Here is a 17,984-nt window from a genome sequence, read left to right on the forward strand (position 1 = left end):
TAAAAAGTTTTTTTGAATGAAAATATATAAAACTCTTCACTAATTTTTGGTAGTATAGCAAAATGAATAAAAAAAATCTGCAATCCAAGGAAGAACTTCTTGAAGAGATTGACAAGCTTATTGCATATGGTAAAGAGGAACCAACTATTAGTCCTAATCTGCTCTCCTACTTAAGTATGAAGGATCTTGAGAATATCAAATCAAAATTACTCGAACGAGTCAATATGCTTTCAGATGAAGACAAAGTATGGCTAGAACAGTTCAAAAAGTATGAATAGAGTAAGACTATATATTAATTTTCTCTTTAATCTCTTTGGCAATTGTGGCAATCTCTGTGATTTTTTGTGTACCGCTTAGGCTCTCATTAAGTAGCACTTTGACAAATGCCGAACCAACAATAACCCCATCGACCCCTTTGGCTTTTTCTTTTGCTGTGTGTTGGTCAACTCCGAAGCCAACATAGACTGGTGTATTGGTAAATGTTTTGATATCAGCAATAACCTCTTGTAAATTTTCACTTTTCCCTTTCCCTGTAATACCAGCATAAGCAACAAGGTAGATAAATTTTTTTGCTCCAGCAACAATCTGTTTAATGCGTTTACGCGAATCGGTTGGAGCGATAAAATCAATGAGGTTGAGCCCTGCCTTTTCGATTATTGGCTTGTAAGGTTGTGCTTCCTCAAAAGGCAAGTCAGGAATAATAAAACCGTTAACGCCTACTTTGTTGGCTTCATTGATAAAGGTTTCCATTCCCTTATGGTAGAAGGGATTGAAGTAGCCCATCCAAAGTGTGTCAATATGGGGTGCTATTTTTAAAGAAGCATCAAAGAGTTTTTGGAGTCTGAAGCCACTCTGTAAAGCTTTGAGATTGGCAGCTTCAATGACTGGACCATCTGCAACTGGATCAGAAAAAGGTATACCAAGCTCAAGAGTATCGACTCCTGCTTCTGCCAGTGCTAATGCAACATCAATAGTAAAGTTAATAGAAGGAAATCCAGTGGTAATATAGGCGACTAATTGTTTCAAATAGAACTCTTTTACATAATTTTTAACATTATATGATAAAATCAGTAAAATATTAAAACTCTGCTAAAGAATGCAGGACAAATGAGGCAAAAAGATTGAAAACATGAGTACCCAGACCCAAAATATTGAAAAAAAAATTACTCTTTCTACAATTACAAAAATGAAAGGTAAAGAGCCTATTACGATGGTAACTGCTTACGATGCACTCTTTGCAAAACTTTTTGATGGACAGGTCGAGATGATATTGGTCGGGGATAGTTTGAATATGAGTTTTTATGGCAAACCTGATACACTTTCGGCAACAATGGATCAGATGATTTACCATACACGGGCAGTTTGCAATGGTGCAAAACTTGCTTGTATTGTTTTTGATATGCCTTTTGGTTCCTATTTGACACCTGAGCAGGCACTTAAAAATGCAGCACGTGTCTATCGTGAAACTTGTGCCGATGCAGTTAAAATTGAAGGTGGTAAAGAGAAAGCATCTATTATAAAATCCCTTTCAAGTAATGGTATTGCCGTGGTAGCACATATTGGTCTCATGCCACAGCATGTTAGGAGCGAGGGTGGCTATAAGGTACGAGGAAAAAATGAAATGGATGTGGAGGTATTGGTAGAGGATGCTTTGGCACTTGAATCTGCTGGTGCAAAAATTGTATTGGTAGAGGGTGTCAACTCTGAAGCAGCCAAACGTATTACTGAAGCGATTAATGTACCAACTATTGGTATTGGTGCAGGCAATACCACTGATGGACAAGTATTGGTATGGTCTGATATGTTTGGTTTTTTTGAAGCCTTTTCTCCTAAATTTGTTAAACAATATTGCAATGGTGCTAAAGAGATTCAAAAAGGGCTGGAGCAGTATGTTGATGAAGTAAAAAATCGAACATTTCCTGCAGATGAACACACCTACTGGAGTAAAAAGTAGATGGAAAGAATGGTTGAGATTGAGCGTTTTGACAGTGAAACTTCTTATGAAGTAAGTTTACGCCCAAGTGGTTGGGAGGAGTATATTGGTCAGGAGAAGATTAAGAAGAACTTACATGTTTTTATAGAGGCAAGCCGACGTCGTGAAGAGGCACTTGATCACACTCTTTTTTTTGGTCCTCCCGGACTAGGAAAGACAACACTGGCAAATATTATTGCTACAGAGATGGGTGCAAATATTAAAACTACAGCCGCACCTATGATTGAAAAGACGGGTGACCTTGCCGCACTGTTAACCAATATAGAAGAGGGAGATATTCTTTTTATTGATGAGATCCATCGTCTCTCTCCGTCAGTTGAAGAGATACTTTATCCTTCGATGGAGGATTTTAGGCTTGATATTATTATTGGTAGTGGTCCTGCAGCACAGACTGTTAAGATAGACCTACCACGCTTTACACTCATTGGAGCAACAACGCGAGCAGGAATGTTGAGTAGTCCATTGCGTGAACGTTTTGGAATGCACTTTAGAATGCAATTTTATACACCTCAAGAGCTTTCTCAAATTATAGATCAAGCAGCATATAAGTTAGAAAAACCAATACATAAAGATGCTGCAGCAGAGATTGCTCGACGTAGCAGAGGGACACCACGTATTGCATTGAGGCTTCTAAGAAGGGTGCGTGATTTTTCTGAAGTATTTGATGAAGTAGAGGTAACTTTAGAGCGGGCACATTATGCACTTGATGAAATAGGAGTAAACCATTTAGGTTTTGATGAACAAGATATTCAATTTTTAGAGCTATTGGTAAATGCCAAGAATCGTCCAATGGGGTTAAGTACTATTGCGGCAGCATTGAGTGAAGACGAGGGAACAATTGAAGATGTCATTGAACCCTATTTAATTGCCAATGGTTATGTGGAACGAACAGCTCGTGGACGCATTGCAACACAAAAAAGTTATGAACATTTCAAGCTAGGTAATATCAATAAAGGATTTTTTAATGACTAAAACTCAACTAATGATTACCGCATTATTTATTTTGGGTCTTATGGGAGCTTATAGTGTTTACCAGCCTTTTTTACTCTCTATGGCAGTGGCTGTTTTGCTTTCTATGGCAACCTTTAACCTTACTAAACATTTAACAGATTTTACCAATTGTGCAAAAATCTCTTCAGGAATCTCAACACTATTGATGACACTGTTGCTTTTTGTACCTATTGTCTATTTGGCAACAATAGGTGTAAGCTATATTGCTGAGATTGATAAGCAAGGTGTACAAGAGACACTTTCGGCACTAAGAGTGCTTGTACAAGATATTCCCTTTTTTAAGGAGATAGCTTATCAATATATGAGTGATGAGCATATTACTAAATATATCCAAGAATCTACAACCTATGCAACTATGGTAGGAGGCAAAGGATTAGGTTTTATGAAAAATATGCTTTTTGTGGTATTTTTTTACTTTTTTATTAACTACTATGGAAATAGGTTCTTTGATACAATTTTAGAATTACTGCCAGTAACACCACAAAAAGGGGAAAAGATAATAAAGGAGATCTCCACAACAATGGAGATTGTTTTCTATTCTGTTATTGTAACGGCAATTTTTGAAGGCTTTCTGTTTGGTGCTATGATGAGTTATTTTGGCTTTAATGGGATCTTTTTTGGTGTGATTTATGGGTTTGCATCTTTGGTTCCTATTATTGGTGGAGTAATTGTTTGGGTACCAGTTTCACTTTATGTTTGGACAAAGATCGATACACAAATAGCATTGATGATTGCTTCTTATTCGGTGATAGTTGTCTCTATCGTTGCTGATACATTTGTTAAGCCAATGATTATTGAGATTATCAAGAAAAATTTTCTTAAGAGTGCACTTCAGATTAACTCTATACTAATTTTCTTCTCTATTTTTGCAGGGATGAATACTTATGGATTTTGGGGAATGATTCTTGGTCCTGCGATTACTTCATTTTTAATTGCGATTACAAAGGTGTATTTAAATTGCTCTGAAGAGAATGAAGAGGATTAGGTCGCAATATGTTGTTGCCCAATATAGTACATATTGTCTGTTTTTTTGAGCTTTTTACTCTTTTAATGCTTCCACAATTAACTCTAAGGGATTTTTAAAAACTGTTTTAACATTGGCATTATTCATTGCTTCATTTATCTGTACACGGCAGGCAGAGCACTCTGCACTAACATAGTGTGCTTTGGTTTCTTTAATCATTGCAGCTTTTGGTTTTCCTGCAGCTTGTGCAAAATGGAATTTTTCTGTTTGCATTGTTACTCCTCCAAAACCACAGCATCGATTGGAGTCTGACATTTCTACCATTGGATAGTTGGGGCTGAGGAGGTTTCTGGGTTGCTCGTAAATACCTTGTACTTTTCTAGCATGGCAGGGGTCATGATAGGTAACAATATCATTAAATTTTTTACCCTTTTGTGCCAGCATTTCTTTAAGGTTGGTATTATCATGCAACCATGCGGTCGCCATATGGATTTTTTTGCTTACTTTTTTTGCACGTGCTTCCCACTCCGGCATTTTATGATTTTTAAAAAAGACTTGCCAATCATGTTTCACCATTGCTGAACAAGTTGCTTCTGGGATTAGCATGGCATCATACTCTTCCATAAAACTTTCAAAATATTCAATATTCTTCTTGGTCATGTACTCTACTGAGTTGATATCACCAGTAAAATATGCTGGTGCACCACAGCAAAGTTGCTTTTTAGGAATAAAAATTTCAATATTGAGTATTTCGAGTATTTTGATTAAACTATCACCAATACCTTCATAGTTATAGTTTGCCAAGCAACCAATGAAGATAGCAATTTTCTGTTTTTTTTCTTCTGGTTTGGATGCAGAAATATGTTCAGAATATTTATTAAGGAAGCTAGTTTTCATCATAGAGGGGATGAGCCGTCCTTTTTTCATCATAGGTAGAGAGAAACGTGCACGCAGTCCTCTGTCTTTGTCATCTTTGGCAAGTGCACAGGTTTTGAACATGAAGCCAAATTTCATTACAAAATCCATTATTTTACGATGCCTAAGCAGAAAGAAGAATCCTTTTTTGAACCAAGCGATACCATACTTTTCAGCAAGGTCTGCACGTACCTCTTCAATAACCATATCAGTTGCCAAAGAGTTAGGACAAACATCGACACAATTAGTACATAAAAAACAGCTTTCAAAAATATTTTTAGCATTCCTATCTAGTGGCAGATGTCCATGCTGATAAGCCCCAAGAAGATCTATGAATCCACGAGGAGAAGTAGTTTCGTCAGGATTAATTTGGTGAATTGTACAGACAGGAATACACTTACCACATTTAATGCAAGCATCACTGGTTTCGGTGAAGTTAAATAGCTCTTTGGATGCTATCATAAAATATATCCTTCCAGTCAGGTAGTTACACTGTCTTGCTAAAGCTTTTTTTGTTCCCTGTATATTGATGCATATAGACATCGAATGGCATAGCAATATTTCGAATGAGTAATGTCCCCGTTGAAGAGACGCTAATCTTTTCATTGGTAATAGTTACTAGACCAGCATTAACAAACTCTTGAAGCTCTGTTAGTGCATCTTTAAAATAGGATTTAAAGTCAATGCTATGCTCTTTTTCAATGCGCTTGATATCAATGGAAAAGTTTGCCATTAGTTCCATAATGACAGCTTTCCTTAGATAGTCATCATCACTGAGTGAAATACCTTTTTCAAATGGTAGTCTTCCTGCATCAATTGCCATTTCGTATGCTTTCATGTCTTTTGTATTCTGTGCATAGTAGTGACTTCCCTCACCAATACTTGTCAGACCAATACCGATTAAGTTGGCTCCACCCTTGGTGGTATAGCCCTGAAAATTTCTATGAAGCTCTCCTTTGGAGATAGCACCAAAAAGCTCATCTTCAGGCTTGGCAAAATGATCCATGCCCACCATCTTATAGCCATTGTTTTCAAAAAAGTCAATAGTATACTGAAATATTTGTAGCTTGATATCAGGACTTGGCAAGGTTGTCTCATCAAATTTTCGCATAGTTTTTTTTAACCATGGTACATGGGCATAATTGAAGACTGCTAGTCTATCAGGCATAAGCGTAAAAGCCTTTTGAAGAGTATTCTTGAAGCTCTCAAAAGTTTGATAGGGCATACCGTAAATAAGATCAATATTGATAGAGTTAATGCCATGCTTGCGTGCTAAATCAACAGCTGCTTTAGTTAAATCGTAGGGTTGAATACGGTGGATCTCTTTCTGTACTTTGGGGTCAAAATCTTGAACGCCAAAGCTGATACGATTAAATCCATACTTTTTAAAGATTTTCATTTGTGCTTCATTAAAAAAGCGTGGATCTATCTCGACACTAATTTCGGCATCCTTGCTCCAGTTAGGGAAGACTTTCTTAATGTAGGAGATAATTTCATCTAGTTCAAAGGCTTTATAGAAGGTTGGCGTTCCACCACCAAAGTGAAATTGTATAACCTCTCTAGAGGTATCAAGATATTTTGCAAGAATATTAATCTCTTTTTTGAGATATTCAATATAGGTGCTGAGTTTTTCTTCTTTAGAAGTGAAAACAACGTTGCAACCACAGAAATAGCATGCACTTCTACAGAATGGCAGATGTATATAAAGTGAGAGTTTTTCATCACCCTTTTTAAGGTATTTGATGTAGTTCTCATATGTAAAATTATTGCTAAACTCTAGTGCAGTTGGGTAAGAGGTATAGCGTGGCCCTGGTTTGGAATATTTACTGAACTTTTCTAAATCTATTGTACTCAAAAGGACTCCTTCTGAGAGCAATGATTGTTAAGCCAAACCATAATTCCTTTTTGTGCATGCAGGCGGTTTTCTGCTTCAGTGAAGATAATATCGGCATGTTTCTCAAAGGTTTCTTCGCTCACCTCATAGCCACGGTAGGCAGGTAGGCAGTGCAGAAAGATGGCATTAGGCTTTGCTGCTGCCATCATGGTTTCATCAACCATGTAGTCTTTAAAGGCTTTGAGCTTAATCTCTTTTTCATCCTCTTGTCCCATGCTCACCCATGTGTCAGTGGTAACTACGTCACACTCTTTGACTGCTTTAAGTGGATTATTGCTAAAGGTAATTTTTGCACCACTATCTTTAGCAAAAGATAGTGCTTTTTTGACAATAGTAGGGTCACATTCATAGTCTTTTGGGGTAGCAACATGTAGTTCAAATCCTATTTTTGCAGCAAGCATTAACCAAGAGTGAGCCATGTTGTTCCCGTCACCTACATAGGCACAGACAGGGTTGTTAGTTTTACCAAACTCGAGCATCGTTAAATAGTCTGCCATTAGCTGTACAGGGTGATAGCTGTCAGTCAAACCATTGATGACGGGTACTTTTGAAAATTTAGCAAACTCTTCAAGTTTATCTTGCTCGAAAGTACGAATCATTACCATATCAACCATACGACTGATAACGCGTGCAGTATCTTTCATAGGTTCACCGCGCCCAAGCTGAATATCGTTGGCAGAAAGAAAAAGTCCTATCCCTCCAAGTTGATAGATACCAGTCTCAAAACTTACACGTGTTCGAGTTGAACTCTTTTCAAAAATCATTCCCAGTGTTTGGCGCTCCATGTAGGGAATAAACTCTTTACGTTTGGTCTGCGCCTTAATTTTCTGCGCTAGATTGATCATTTCTAGCAGCTCCTCTTTGGTAAAGTCTGCCAGTGTCAAAAAGTGTCTCATAGGACTTTCCTCGCCTTGCTTCAAAGAAAGAAAACAAGGATTAAATTTTTTAAAAGAGATTATTTTACCATAAAAAGAGTTGAAAAATTATAAATAGGGTTTTTCTACTATTTTTCCAAGTTCTACAGCAATCGCATAAGCAATAAGCTTAGCAATTTTTTTACGTCTAGGCTTAAGCCAATCGGTCTGTTTTTTACAAGTGAGCTCTCCAAGCTCAAGTACCAGAAACTTTTGTGCATCTATATGTATAGGGCTATAGGCATAGTAGTACTTCAGGTTATCTGTAAAGTTGTCTTTGTTCCAGTTAAAAGGGAAGTAGGATTTATAGAGTACTTTCCAGCGTTGAGCAAAATGGTATGAAGCCTCCGTATTAGGGTAGCCTATTGATGCACCTGAATGGCAAATGTGTTTTGTTGCATCAAAGTGAATGGCAATGGCAATTTTTGTACGCTTTAGAAAAATATCTGCTGGCACACGTTTAACATCAATATCCCATGCTTTAAGTTGCTTGGCTACCTCATCAGCCACAAGCATATTCCACTCTACCTCTTTGTCAGTCTTATATGTGGTTCCAGTGTTTCCACATGTTCGCCCTTCATGTCCTGCTTGGATAATGACAGAAATAGGTGGTTTGAGTCTTTCAAAAAGAATGTAGCCAAATAGTATGATGATAAGCATAACAAAGAAGAGAGTAATTTTGTTTTTGAGGTGCATACGAAGGATTATAGCAAACTTTTCAAGAGCTTATAGTTTCCAAGCCATATGGCAATTTTTAGAATCTCCTTCAAATATTTATTATAATAAATACTGTTTATTTTTTAACTTAAACTATATTTTTGTAGATATCTCTACTTTAAATAACAAATAAATTATATTTTAGGGGTATGGTTTTTTCATAATGAAAGTTTAAAAAGAATTAGATGATTTTCTCTCTACTTTTTCATAATTTGTATTGAGAATATATAAAAGGGGAGCTAGATTAAATAGATATTTTGCATAAGACATGGAGGCATGTGCTGTATTGTTGATAATATATCTTTTTAAAACTATTCTTAAAGAAGCGAAGCTGCTTCCTTTGCATGATAGGTGATAATGATATCTGCTCCCGCACGTTTGAAGCCCAGCAGTGTTTCCATCATGACTCTATCATAATCAATAACACCTGCTCTGGCAGCCATTTTGAGCATGGAATATTCCCCACTAACATTATAAATAGCAAGTGGTAAAGTAGTACTCTCTCTTACATCACGAATAATATCCATGTAAGCAAGAGCAGGTTTTACCATGAGAATATCAGCACCTTCTACTTCATCGGAAACTGACTCGGCAATAGCTTCTCTACGATTAGCAGGATCCATCTGGTAGCTTTTACGATCACCAAAACTTGGACTACTCTCTGCCACATCACGGAAAGGCCCATAATAGCCAGAGGCAAATTTGGTTGAGTAGCTCATGATGGGAAGACTTTCAAACCCTGCATCGTCTAATCCACTTCTAATGGCTTGTATCATGCCATCCATCATCCCGCTAGGGGCAACCATATCAGCACCTGCTTTTGCGTGGATGACTGCCTGTTTGGCAAGATTGTCAAGCGTGATATCGTTGTCAACTGTCTCTAGGATAGGATCTAGAACACCACAGTGCCCATGGTCTGTATATTCGCAGAAGCAGAGGTCAGTGATAATAAACATATCAGGATGTACTGATTTAATTTGTTTGACCGTTTGGGCAATAATACCATATTCACACATCGCATCACTTCCAACTGAGTCTTTAATGTCAGGGATACCAAAGAGAATAATTGATTTAATACCAAGCCCTTTGAGTACTTCGCACTCTTTGATAATTTCATCAACACTCATTTGATATACACCAGGCATGGAATCGACTTCATCTTTTATGCCTTTGCCAATTCGAGCAAAGAGTGGATAGACAAAATCATTCACAGAAAGTGTAGTTTCCTGAAGCAGATCTCGCAATACGGGGTTGATTCTTTTTCTTCTAAAACGTGGGAACATGATGGATAGCCTTCAAAATGATAATTTTACTATTTTAACCAAAAATTCCTAATTACTTATTCCTAATTACTTATTCTTACTGTATAATCACATATGCAAAATATAGAAATCTCTCAAATTGCTACTTTACCAACACGACATGGCATTTTTCTTATTCAGGCTTTTAAAGAGCCTGATGCCAAGAAGGAGCACCTTGCAGTTTTTACCAAGAGCCTTCCTGAATTGGAAACTCCCATTGTCCGTGTCCATTCAGAGTGCTTGACTGGTGATGCTATTGGCTCTATCAAATGTGATTGTGGAGAACAGCTTGATTTTGCACTTAATCTCATTGCCAAAGAGGGTGGATTGGTGATCTACCATCGTCAGGAGGGCAGAAACATTGGTCTTCTCAACAAGGTCAACGCTTACACATTGCAAGATCAAGGACTAGATACTGTTGCCGCCAATCATCAGCTTGGTTTTCGTGCTGATGAACGCACCTATGAAGCAGTAGCATTCATTTTATACCATTTTGGTATTACAAAACTTAAACTTCTTACCAACAATCTTACCAAAATGGAGAGTCTTTCAGGTATTGAAATCGTAGAACGTCTCCCCATTAAGATTGCTCCCAATCCCTATAATGAAGTATATCTCAAGACCAAAAAAGAGAAACTGGGGCACATTCTTTGAGTAAGGAACTAGAAAAAAGACTTCTGGAAGAAGGGCTCTTTTTGAATATCAATATTATTGAAAAACTACAAAAGTTTACACTGCTTTTACATGAGTGGAACCAAATTCATAATCTGACAGGAGCCAAAACCATAAGGGCGATTCATGATAATATTATTGATTCACTCTATCCTCTAACTTTTATAAAAGAGCCTAAAATACTACTTGATGTTGGTACAGGATCAGGGTTTCCGGGATTGATACTTGCTATTGCGATGCCAGAAACCAAAGTAGTGTTGGCAGAACCTTTGAAAAAACGGGTCTCTTTTTTAAAATATGCTATTATTGATGTGGATATACCAAATGTAACAGTAGAGGCAAAACAGGTAGAGAAAGTGACACATACCCCCTTTTCTCTTATTAGCTCACGTGCAGTAACAAATACAAAACTGTTGCTTGAATTAACACAACATCTTAGTGACACAGAGACCCAATATCTTTTTTATAAAGGTAGTCGTGTATTTGATGAGATCGATGATGTACAACATCAGTTAGGTTATGATATAGTACAGAAAAACCAGAGAAACTATCTTTACATCAAGGGATATGTATGATTATAAAGTTTATTATATTTGCTATGATCGGAATATTTATCTATAGGCTCATGGGAGGAAAGCTACCAATTATAGATATAAAGAATAGACCCAAAACAAAGAAGAAACCTGATGGTGATACACTGGTTGATTGTAGTAAATGTGGTACCTATGTGATGATAGAAGAAGCAACACTTATTGGCGGCAAGTATTGTTGTGATGAATGTGTATGATATTTGCAAAAGGAGTAGTCAATGATACTAATGGGGCATCCGTGGATTAGTAGCCCAAAATTTTGTAGGATTTTCTCTAAAAAGGAGATAAAAGATACAAGATCAGACCAGATAGTATTGCTTGAACCATTGGTTAACTCCTATGCGTTGGCCTCTTACTGCCAACAAAACAGCATATCGTATGCTGTTGTTGTCGATACTGTCGATGATGCCATCTATGCAAATGCATTAGGCGCCTCCTATGTAATATGCAAAAAAGATACGGCACTGGTGATTCAGCCAATTGCAGAGACTTACCTGTTTGATACCAAAGTGTTAGTACTTATAAACAGTGAAAAAGAGATTACAAAAATTGCATGCAACGGAATAGATGGTGTCATATTTTCTAAAATAATTGAATAAGATTATAAATGAAAGAGTTTCATCATTTTCCACTTACCTATAGTATTATTTTTCTCAATACTTTTTTCTATTTTTTATTGGTTTTGTTTGGTGGAAAATTTATTGAAATTAACCTTAATACCCTTGTAGATTTTGGAGCACTCTATGGACCGTTGGTTGTCTTTAAGGGTGAATGGTGGCGTCTTCTAAGTGCCATGTTTTTGCATGGAAATATAACGCATATTCTTATGAATATGGCGTCACTCTATATTATTGGTCGTAGTATGGAGCACTATTTTTCTAAATTTTTCTATATTATAATTTATCTTTTTTCTGGTCTTATTGGTGCACTAACATCACTTTATATGCATCCCCAAAGTGTGGGAATTGGTGCTTCAGGGGCAATTTTTGGAGTATTTGGTGCACTGGGTGGCTTCTTTTTGGTATATTGGAACCAAGTTACTTCTCACAGTAGGGAAATTATAAAAAACTTTTCTGTAATGTTGGGATTAAATTTTATACTTGGACTTTCCATTGCCTCAATTGATATGAGTGCCCATATAGGTGGACTGATTGTTGGGTTTATTAGTGGTTTTGTATTGACAAAGTATCCACATACCATCATACCATTCTCTTTCATTTTAGGTACTATTTTTATTTTTGGAACACAGTATTTATATGCATACTATCTACAGATATTTATGTCATTTTAGCCTTACTGCTTGGCTTCTTTTGGGCTGCACGCATCCAATAGAACCAAAACTAGAAAAACGTATTTCAGTACACTTGACCCATATGCTCACAAGGCTTTCTCCTGAGGCACCGTACCTTGAAAATGTTAGACTCGCAGAAGATATTGTACATTACAGTCATACTCTTGAAATAAAGTTTGACCGCCATACTTATCCATGGTTGCATAACTTCTTAGTTAATGTTGGTTTAAAAGAAAGAGGGCTGTGTTATCACTATAGTGATGCACTATACCAGTATCTGAAGCAACAATACTACCCCCACTTTACATTCCATCAGGCAGGTGCAAATATTGGAGAGTACTTTTATGAACACAATGTATTGGTAATTTTATCTTCAAAATGGAGTCATTTTGAAGAGGGGATTGTAATTGATGTATGGCGTGAACCTGGAAATATATTTATTTCTAACGTTAAAGATGATGCGATATACCAATGGAGACACCGTCCTTATCGAGAGTATGGATATCAAGATCATAATGGTAGATAAATTTTGTCAATAAGTTCTTCATACTCACTATTTGGGCTAGAATCGATAGTAATGCCACCACCACTTTTGTAGAATAGCTTGTCCTTATATTTCTCAATGAAACGTATCATGACCCCAGAACGCAATTTTGTACCATCAAAAATACCAAATATGCCAGTATAAAAACCACGATTATAATTTTCAACACAATTGATAATATCGACAGTCTTTTTTTTTGGTGCTCCAGTAATAGACCCTGCTGGAGTAATCTTTTCAAGTAGGGTGCCAATTTTATGATGCCAACTATCAGAAAGTGTGGCTGTGATTTTGGAGCTAACCTGCAATAGTTCTTTTTCTCCTGCTTTAATGCGGTCAATATATCGAAACTTTTCCACTTTGACATTGGTGCCAATGATTCCCAGGTCGTTACGCATTAGATCAACAATCATTGCGTGTTCGGCCATCTCTTTTTTATCTAAAAGTATCTTTTCTTTTGCATTGGGCATATTGGCATCAATGGTTCCTTTCATGGGATAGGTAGCAATAGTATTATTTTCTATTTCAACAAAACGTTCAGGAGAAAAACAGATAAATTCCCCTTTAAAGTAAAGCTTGAATTTGGCCCTAGCATAAGTAAAGATCTCTTTAAGTGAAAGGTTGGTTTGAACAGGTGTTGCAAATGTGAGATTGAGTAAGTAGGTATTGCCTGAGCGCATCTCTTCGAGTATTTGTTCAAGCGCATTTTGGTAGGCTTTAAAACTTACAGGAGAAAGTGAAAAAGTAAAACTATGTTCTCTTTTTTGTACAGGGTAGTTGCGCCAATTTTCTAGTTTATAAAAGATATTGTCGTCAAGTTCGCTTAGCGGTTGAGCAAAGATATGATTTTTATTGTAAGAAACAATAAAAAGAAAGGGAGTACGCTCCCTTCCAAGCCTATTCATTGTATGGAAACCCTCTTGTGTAGATAGCCACATTTAGATATCTTACTTATTTATAGTAGGCAGCAATAACACCAAGTTTGAATCTTTGGTGTCATACTTTTAAATACTGAGTATCGAATATTCATATTAACTATCTAACAGTAGTAGCTTTAAGATTGCCATACGCATAAATACCCCATTTTTTACTTGGGTAAGTACTTTGCAACGAGGGTCTTTTAGCATCTCATCAGAGATATCAATGTTTCGCATCACGGGTCCTGGGTGTAAAAGTAAAATATTTCTGTCTCTTATGCGTTCCTTGGTAATACAGTAGTGATTCGCATATGTAGCATAGTTATCAAATATTGGCTTGGTGTGTCGCTCGAGTTGGGCACGTAAACTCATAATAATATCAACACTATCAATAACCTCTTCAAGGTATTCGTATTGAGGAAATTCTCTTTTTTGTGGCATAAAGGGCTTGGGAGCAACAAGTAGTACATGTAACCCCATACGAGTTAGTAGCCTTATGCTTGAATTTGCCACACGTGAGTTAGCAATATCTCCAACAATGGCAATGGTCTTCCCCTCAATTTCTCCATCAAAGTGTTCATAAATAGTAAAGAGATCTAATAGAGCTTGTGTTGGGTGGGCATAGTTTCCTGCACCAGCATTAATAACAGAGGTTAGTTCCATGCGAGCAAGCAAAACAGGAGCATCATTGTCTTTATGTCGAATGATTACCCCATCGGGTTCCATGGCACAGAGGTTGGCAAAAGTGTCTTCAAGACCCTCACCTTTTTTTGCAGAAGAGTTTAAGGAGTCAAGGTGTACAACCGATGCACCCAATCGTTTGGCTGCAATTTCAAAAGAACTTCTGGTACGAGTAGAGGGTTCAAAGAAGAGCGTGATGAGTAGTATATTTTTGAGTAGTTGTGCTGGACGTTGTCTTTTAAAGCACATGGTATCTTCAATAAGATTTCTTATTTGGATGTCTGTGAGATTATTGGTACTGATGAGGTGTTGCATGGGTCATCCTCGCTGTTTATAGTATTGTGATTATATCCAATCAATAGTAAAATTATATATTTAAAAAATGTTCCAGATAGGAGGATAAGCCCCTTTCTGCACTCCACCAGTTTGGAAATATTGCATCGTAATAGGGCTGTGTTACCTCCTTGAATATTTCTTTATCTTTGTAAAGGTTGACACACCAATCAAAATTAATATCAAAGTTGTGTAGAGCCATCATAGAGAGAAGAGTATCATTGATACAACCTAAATGGCTGGGGGTAACTAGCAGAGCTTTCGCTTTGAGATCTCTGATAAGATTAATCATCATATACTCTTTGGCAATAGGTACCATCAGCCCACCTGCACCTTCAATAAGCAAGATATCACACTTTTTCAAAAGCATATTATGTTTGTCAATGAGATACTGTGGATTGATAGTATGTTTGGTATCTGCACAGAATGGAGATGCAGAAAGTGAAAAGGTGTAGGCAGTGATATCGGCTATTGTTAGTTTTGCAAAGGCAGGATTGGTATGCTGACAGGCAATAAGTAGACTTGCTGCATCAAGTGCCTTTTTGGTAACACCTGTTTCAATGGGCTTGTATACGCCTGGCTTGAGCCCTTGTTGTGCAATAGCATCAATGAGCTTGAGGGCAATGTGTGTTTTTCCTACATTGGTGCCAGTTGCAGTAATAAAAAGTGATTGCATTTTTCCTCTGTTTGCCTAAATTCATAAAATTTCTGTATACTATCTGTAATAATAGATTAAAGGAATAGTAGCATACCTATGCCAAAAATTGAAGAAGAACTTGACTACGCTTTAGAGTTACAGGAACCACAAATGTTCAGGGTGCTGTTGCATAATGATGATTATACAAGTATGGATTTTGTAATAGAGATTTTGATAGACATCTTTCACAAAGATCATTTACAAGCAGAGCAGACTATGATTCAGATACATGAAAAAGGTAAAGCAGTTTGTGGTATTTATACGTATGAGATTGCACAGATGAAAGTAGAACAAGTACGACAGCTTGCCAAAAAAAATGAATTTCCTCTACTTGCAACTATGGAGGAGGTATAGTTAAATGATTAGTATAGCATTGAATGATGTATTTAAAGAGGCCGTAAACTATGCCAAGGAGAATCGTCATGAGTATCTAACCGTAGAGCATGTCTTTTTGTCAATTGTTCGTTCAGAGAAAGGACGTGAAGTGCTTAATCTTCTTGGTGCCAATCTTGAGAAGCTAGAAAAAGGGATTTCTGCCCATATTTATAAAACCATCCCAGTACTTAAAGAAGCAGTAGAGCCATTTGAGACTGTAGCACTTTCACGTGCCATTAATGATATGATGACCCATATTCATTCATCAGGTCGCACAGAGGCAAAGGTAGGTGATATGCTAGCATCTATTTTTATGCAGGAGCATTCTTACGCAGTTTATTTAATGAAAAAAGAGGGCATTGCACGTGTAGATATATTGGAGGTAATTTCTCATGTACAAAATGAAGGAGACCTTAAACCTAAAAAGAAGGATAAGAAAGAAGAGACACTGCTTGAACAATTTACAATAGAGCTTGTATCATTTGCCAAGAATGGAAAGATAGATCCTGTAATTGGACGCATGGATGAGATAGATCGTGTTATGCAAACACTTTGTCGTCGTAAGAAAAATAATCCATTGCTAGTAGGAGAACCTGGTGTTGGAAAAACAGCAATTGCTGAAGGATTGGCACTGAAGATCTCAAAAGAGGAAGTACCAAATATTTTGAAACATGCAAAGATTTTTGCACTTGATATGGGTGCACTGATTGCAGGTACCAAGTACCGTGGTGATTTTGAGAAACGACTTAAGGGCATTTTAAAAGAGATGAAGCAGATTCCTGATGCAATTATGTTTATTGATGAGATTCATACTATGGTAGGTGCGGGAGCAACAAGTGGCGGAAGTATGGATGCAAGCAACCTACTCAAGCCTGCATTGGCTCGTGGTGATCTCAAATGTATTGGCGCAACGACCTATCAAGAGTTTAGGAATTTTTTTGATAAAGATAAGGCACTTAGCCGTCGGTTTGCAAAGATAGATGTAGAGGAGCCAAGTTTAAAAGATGCCTTTATCATCCTCAAAGGGGTGCAGCACAAATATGAGGATTTTCATACGATTAATTTTACTGATGAAGCACTACAGAGTGCCATCGACCTTTCAGTAAAGTATTTGCACGACCGTTTCCTTCCAGATAAAGCAATGGATATTATCGATGAGGTAGGAGCACACTTCATGCTTCGCGGTAAGGAGAATGTAATCATAGAGCCCAAAGATATTGAAGAGAGTGTTGCTAAGATGATGAAGTTGCCTTCAACTGTGGTAGGAGCAGATGATACAAGAAAGCTAAAGAGCCTTGAGAAGAATCTCAAAAAGCATATTATTGGACAGGATGAGTCCATTGCTGTATTGACAAGGGCTATCAAACGCTCCTATGCAGGACTTAATGTTGAAAATAGACCCATCGGCTCATTCCTCTTCGTTGGACCAACCGGTGTAGGAAAAACGGCACTGGCGACACAGCTTGCCAAAACAATGCATGTACATTTTGATCGTCTTGATATGAGTGAATATATGGAAGCACATACGGTCAGCCGTCTGGTGGGCGCACCTCCAGGCTATGTTGGGTATGAGCAGGGTGGACTTTTAACAGAGATGATTAAGAGGCATCCTCATACCGTATTACTACTTGATGAAATAGAGAAGGCACACCCAGATATCATGAATATTTTGCTACAAATTATGGATGGAGCAAAGCTGACAGACAACAACGGTGTGATGACTGACTTCAAAAATGTTATTCTTATTATGACCTCTAACCTCGGTACTAAAGAGGCAAACGTTATGGGCTTCAATAAGGACAACTCGATGAAGACCAATAAAGCCATTAATGCTTTTTTTGCACCAGAGTTCCGTAACAGGTTAAGTGCTATCGTTGAATTTAATCCACTTAAGCTTGATGTACTTATGAAAATTGTTGATAGGGAGATAACCAAGCTCAATGTGTTACTTAAGCCTAAAGGAGTTAAGATCAAGCCTAATAAGAAGGCTAAGATTTATTTGGCACAAGAGGGATATGATGAGCGATATGGTGCACGGCACATTTCACGTGTGATTGATGAAAAGATTAAAGAGGTATTGACAGATAAAATACTCTTTGGAAAGTTGAAAAGGGGTGGCATGGTGAAGGTAGGCATGGAAAACCAAATGCTTATATTTGATTTTTCATACCAATAGGG

The 17,984-nt window shown here is 37.3% G+C and carries 21 protein-coding genes; 12 read left to right on the top strand and 9 right to left on the bottom strand.

Translation table 11 applies throughout. From position 1 onward, the window contains the following. Positions 1-62 precede the first annotated feature (62 nt). The gene (locus LGB01_00750) at positions 63-278 is read left to right on the top strand and encodes a hypothetical protein (protein MCB4752754.1); all 216 of its coding nucleotides are present in this window, start codon (positions 63-65) and stop codon (positions 276-278) included. A gap of 7 nt (positions 279-285) precedes the next feature. Here LGB01_00750 and trpA read toward each other — a convergent pair whose 3' ends face one another. Next, positions 286-1,026 (bottom strand): tryptophan synthase subunit alpha, encoded by a 741-nt coding sequence (gene trpA / locus LGB01_00755; protein MCB4752755.1) that lies wholly within the window; start codon positions 1,024-1,026, stop codon positions 286-288. Between the two features lie 103 nt (positions 1,027-1,129). Between trpA and panB the strand changes: the two genes are divergently transcribed. The 3 genes from panB to LGB01_00770 are packed head-to-tail and all read left to right on the top strand — an operon-like array spanning position 1,130 to position 3,989. Then, complete coding sequence (gene panB, locus LGB01_00760) at positions 1,130-1,954, top strand: 3-methyl-2-oxobutanoate hydroxymethyltransferase (GenBank protein ID MCB4752756.1); 825 nt, start codon at positions 1,130-1,132, stop codon at positions 1,952-1,954. Then, positions 1,955-2,965 (top strand): Holliday junction branch migration DNA helicase RuvB, encoded by a 1,011-nt coding sequence (gene ruvB, locus LGB01_00765; GenBank protein MCB4752757.1) that lies wholly within the window; start codon positions 1,955-1,957, stop codon positions 2,963-2,965. After that, positions 2,958-3,989 carry an AI-2E family transporter gene (locus LGB01_00770; protein MCB4752758.1) on the top strand — a complete coding sequence of 344 codons (1,032 nt, stop codon included), beginning with the start codon at positions 2,958-2,960 and terminating at the stop codon, positions 3,987-3,989. Before ruvB ends, LGB01_00770 begins: the two co-directional genes overlap by 8 nt. A 54-nt stretch (positions 3,990-4,043) precedes the next feature. Here LGB01_00770 and LGB01_00775 read toward each other — a convergent pair whose 3' ends face one another. From LGB01_00775 to hemB, 5 genes are all read right to left on the bottom strand, one after another. Further along, positions 4,044-5,345 carry a (Fe-S)-binding protein gene (locus tag LGB01_00775; protein MCB4752759.1) on the bottom strand — a complete coding sequence of 434 codons (1,302 nt, stop codon included), beginning with the start codon at positions 5,343-5,345 and terminating at the stop codon, positions 4,044-4,046. 25 nt (positions 5,346-5,370) lie between these two features. Continuing rightward, complete coding sequence (gene hemN, locus LGB01_00780) at positions 5,371-6,738, bottom strand: oxygen-independent coproporphyrinogen III oxidase (GenBank protein ID MCB4752760.1); 1,368 nt, start codon at positions 6,736-6,738, stop codon at positions 5,371-5,373. Beyond that, positions 6,735-7,673 (bottom strand): ornithine carbamoyltransferase, encoded by a 939-nt coding sequence (argF, locus tag LGB01_00785; protein ID MCB4752761.1) that lies wholly within the window; start codon positions 7,671-7,673, stop codon positions 6,735-6,737. The genes hemN and argF overlap by 4 nt, the downstream gene beginning before the upstream one ends. An 87-nt stretch (positions 7,674-7,760) precedes the next feature. Then, complete coding sequence (locus LGB01_00790; GenBank protein MCB4752762.1) at positions 7,761-8,387, bottom strand: N-acetylmuramoyl-L-alanine amidase; 627 nt, start codon at positions 8,385-8,387, stop codon at positions 7,761-7,763. 338 nt (positions 8,388-8,725) lie between these two features. After that, positions 8,726-9,691: a porphobilinogen synthase gene (gene hemB / locus LGB01_00795; GenBank protein MCB4752763.1), complete on the bottom strand. Its 966-nt coding sequence runs from the start codon at positions 9,689-9,691 to the stop codon at positions 8,726-8,728. 93 nt (positions 9,692-9,784) lie between these two features. Here hemB and ribA point away from each other — a divergent pair, with 93 nt between their 5' ends. From ribA to LGB01_00825, 6 genes are read left to right on the top strand one after another with little or no spacing between them, the layout of a single operon-like run. Further along, positions 9,785-10,363, top strand: coding sequence for a GTP cyclohydrolase II (gene ribA, locus LGB01_00800; GenBank protein ID MCB4752764.1), 579 nt, complete (start codon positions 9,785-9,787; stop codon positions 10,361-10,363). Then, positions 10,360-10,956 (top strand): 16S rRNA (guanine(527)-N(7))-methyltransferase RsmG, encoded by a 597-nt coding sequence (rsmG, locus tag LGB01_00805; GenBank protein ID MCB4752765.1) that lies wholly within the window; start codon positions 10,360-10,362, stop codon positions 10,954-10,956. The genes ribA and rsmG overlap by 4 nt, the downstream gene beginning before the upstream one ends. Further along, a complete protein-coding gene (locus LGB01_00810; protein MCB4752766.1) occupies positions 10,953-11,168 on the top strand; it encodes a hypothetical protein in 216 nt (71 codons plus the stop codon). Before rsmG ends, LGB01_00810 begins: the two co-directional genes overlap by 4 nt. A 21-nt stretch (positions 11,169-11,189) precedes the next feature. Next, on the top strand, positions 11,190-11,570 hold the full coding sequence (locus tag LGB01_00815) for a hypothetical protein (GenBank protein MCB4752767.1): 381 nt from the start codon (positions 11,190-11,192) through the stop codon (positions 11,568-11,570). An 8-nt stretch (positions 11,571-11,578) separates the two neighbouring features. Beyond that, complete coding sequence (locus LGB01_00820) at positions 11,579-12,262, top strand: rhomboid family intramembrane serine protease (GenBank protein MCB4752768.1); 684 nt, start codon at positions 11,579-11,581, stop codon at positions 12,260-12,262. Beyond that, the gene (locus LGB01_00825) at positions 12,228-12,788 is read left to right on the top strand and encodes a hypothetical protein (protein ID MCB4752769.1); all 561 of its coding nucleotides are present in this window, start codon (positions 12,228-12,230) and stop codon (positions 12,786-12,788) included. Before LGB01_00820 ends, LGB01_00825 begins: the two co-directional genes overlap by 35 nt. Here the strand turns inward: LGB01_00825 and LGB01_00830 are convergent. From LGB01_00830 to bioD, 3 genes are all read right to left on the bottom strand, one after another. Next, positions 12,773-13,741, bottom strand: a complete 969-nt coding sequence (locus LGB01_00830) for an aminodeoxychorismate synthase component I (GenBank protein MCB4752770.1) — start codon at positions 13,739-13,741, stop codon at positions 12,773-12,775. The two genes, LGB01_00825 and LGB01_00830, sit on opposite strands and share 16 nt — an antisense overlap. A 93-nt stretch (positions 13,742-13,834) precedes the next feature. Then, positions 13,835-14,716, bottom strand: a complete 882-nt coding sequence (locus LGB01_00835; protein MCB4752771.1) for an aspartate carbamoyltransferase catalytic subunit — start codon at positions 14,714-14,716, stop codon at positions 13,835-13,837. Positions 14,717-14,768: 52 nt separating this feature from the next. Then, positions 14,769-15,410, bottom strand: coding sequence for a dethiobiotin synthase (gene bioD, locus LGB01_00840; GenBank protein ID MCB4752772.1), 642 nt, complete (start codon positions 15,408-15,410; stop codon positions 14,769-14,771). Positions 15,411-15,488: 78 nt separating this feature from the next. Between bioD and LGB01_00845 the strand changes: the two genes are divergently transcribed. Together LGB01_00845 and clpA are read left to right on the top strand one after the other, a co-directional pair. After that, on the top strand, positions 15,489-15,785 hold the full coding sequence (locus LGB01_00845; protein MCB4752773.1) for an ATP-dependent Clp protease adaptor ClpS: 297 nt from the start codon (positions 15,489-15,491) through the stop codon (positions 15,783-15,785). 4 nt (positions 15,786-15,789) lie between these two features. After that, entirely contained in the window at positions 15,790-17,982 is a 2,193-nt protein-coding gene (clpA, locus tag LGB01_00850; protein MCB4752774.1) for an ATP-dependent Clp protease ATP-binding subunit ClpA, read from the top strand. Positions 17,983-17,984 lie beyond the last annotated feature (2 nt).

Source organism: Sulfurovum sp., assembly GCA_020525365.1.
Classification (GTDB): domain Bacteria; phylum Campylobacterota; class Campylobacteria; order Campylobacterales; family Sulfurovaceae; genus Sulfurovum.

Excerpts from the sequence above, each read along its gene's own strand:
- LGB01_00750 (MCB4752754.1), top strand. The coding sequence starts at position 63 with ATGAATAAAAAAAATCTGCAATCCAAGGAAGAACTTCTTGAAGAGATT.
- panB (MCB4752756.1), top strand. The coding sequence starts at position 1,130 with ATGAGTACCCAGACCCAAAATATTGAAAAAAAAATTACTCTTTCTACA.
- ruvB (MCB4752757.1), top strand. The coding sequence starts at position 1,955 with ATGGAAAGAATGGTTGAGATTGAGCGTTTTGACAGTGAAACTTCTTAT.
- LGB01_00770 (MCB4752758.1), top strand. The coding sequence starts at position 2,958 with ATGACTAAAACTCAACTAATGATTACCGCATTATTTATTTTGGGTCTT.
- LGB01_00775 (MCB4752759.1), bottom strand. The coding sequence starts at position 5,345 with ATGATAGCATCCAAAGAGCTATTTAACTTCACCGAAACCAGTGATGCT.
- argF (MCB4752761.1), bottom strand. The coding sequence starts at position 7,673 with ATGAGACACTTTTTGACACTGGCAGACTTTACCAAAGAGGAGCTGCTA.
- LGB01_00790 (MCB4752762.1), bottom strand. The coding sequence starts at position 8,387 with ATGCACCTCAAAAACAAAATTACTCTCTTCTTTGTTATGCTTATCATC.
- hemB (MCB4752763.1), bottom strand. The coding sequence starts at position 9,691 with ATGTTCCCACGTTTTAGAAGAAAAAGAATCAACCCCGTATTGCGAGAT.
- ribA (MCB4752764.1), top strand. The coding sequence starts at position 9,785 with ATGCAAAATATAGAAATCTCTCAAATTGCTACTTTACCAACACGACAT.
- LGB01_00810 (MCB4752766.1), top strand. The coding sequence starts at position 10,953 with ATGATTATAAAGTTTATTATATTTGCTATGATCGGAATATTTATCTAT.
- LGB01_00815 (MCB4752767.1), top strand. The coding sequence starts at position 11,190 with ATGATACTAATGGGGCATCCGTGGATTAGTAGCCCAAAATTTTGTAGG.
- LGB01_00820 (MCB4752768.1), top strand. The coding sequence starts at position 11,579 with ATGAAAGAGTTTCATCATTTTCCACTTACCTATAGTATTATTTTTCTC.
- LGB01_00825 (MCB4752769.1), top strand. The coding sequence starts at position 12,228 with ATGCATACTATCTACAGATATTTATGTCATTTTAGCCTTACTGCTTGG.
- LGB01_00830 (MCB4752770.1), bottom strand. The coding sequence starts at position 13,741 with ATGTGGCTATCTACACAAGAGGGTTTCCATACAATGAATAGGCTTGGA.
- LGB01_00835 (MCB4752771.1), bottom strand. The coding sequence starts at position 14,716 with ATGCAACACCTCATCAGTACCAATAATCTCACAGACATCCAAATAAGA.
- bioD (MCB4752772.1), bottom strand. The coding sequence starts at position 15,410 with ATGCAATCACTTTTTATTACTGCAACTGGCACCAATGTAGGAAAAACA.
- LGB01_00845 (MCB4752773.1), top strand. The coding sequence starts at position 15,489 with ATGCCAAAAATTGAAGAAGAACTTGACTACGCTTTAGAGTTACAGGAA.
- clpA (MCB4752774.1), top strand. The coding sequence starts at position 15,790 with ATGATTAGTATAGCATTGAATGATGTATTTAAAGAGGCCGTAAACTAT.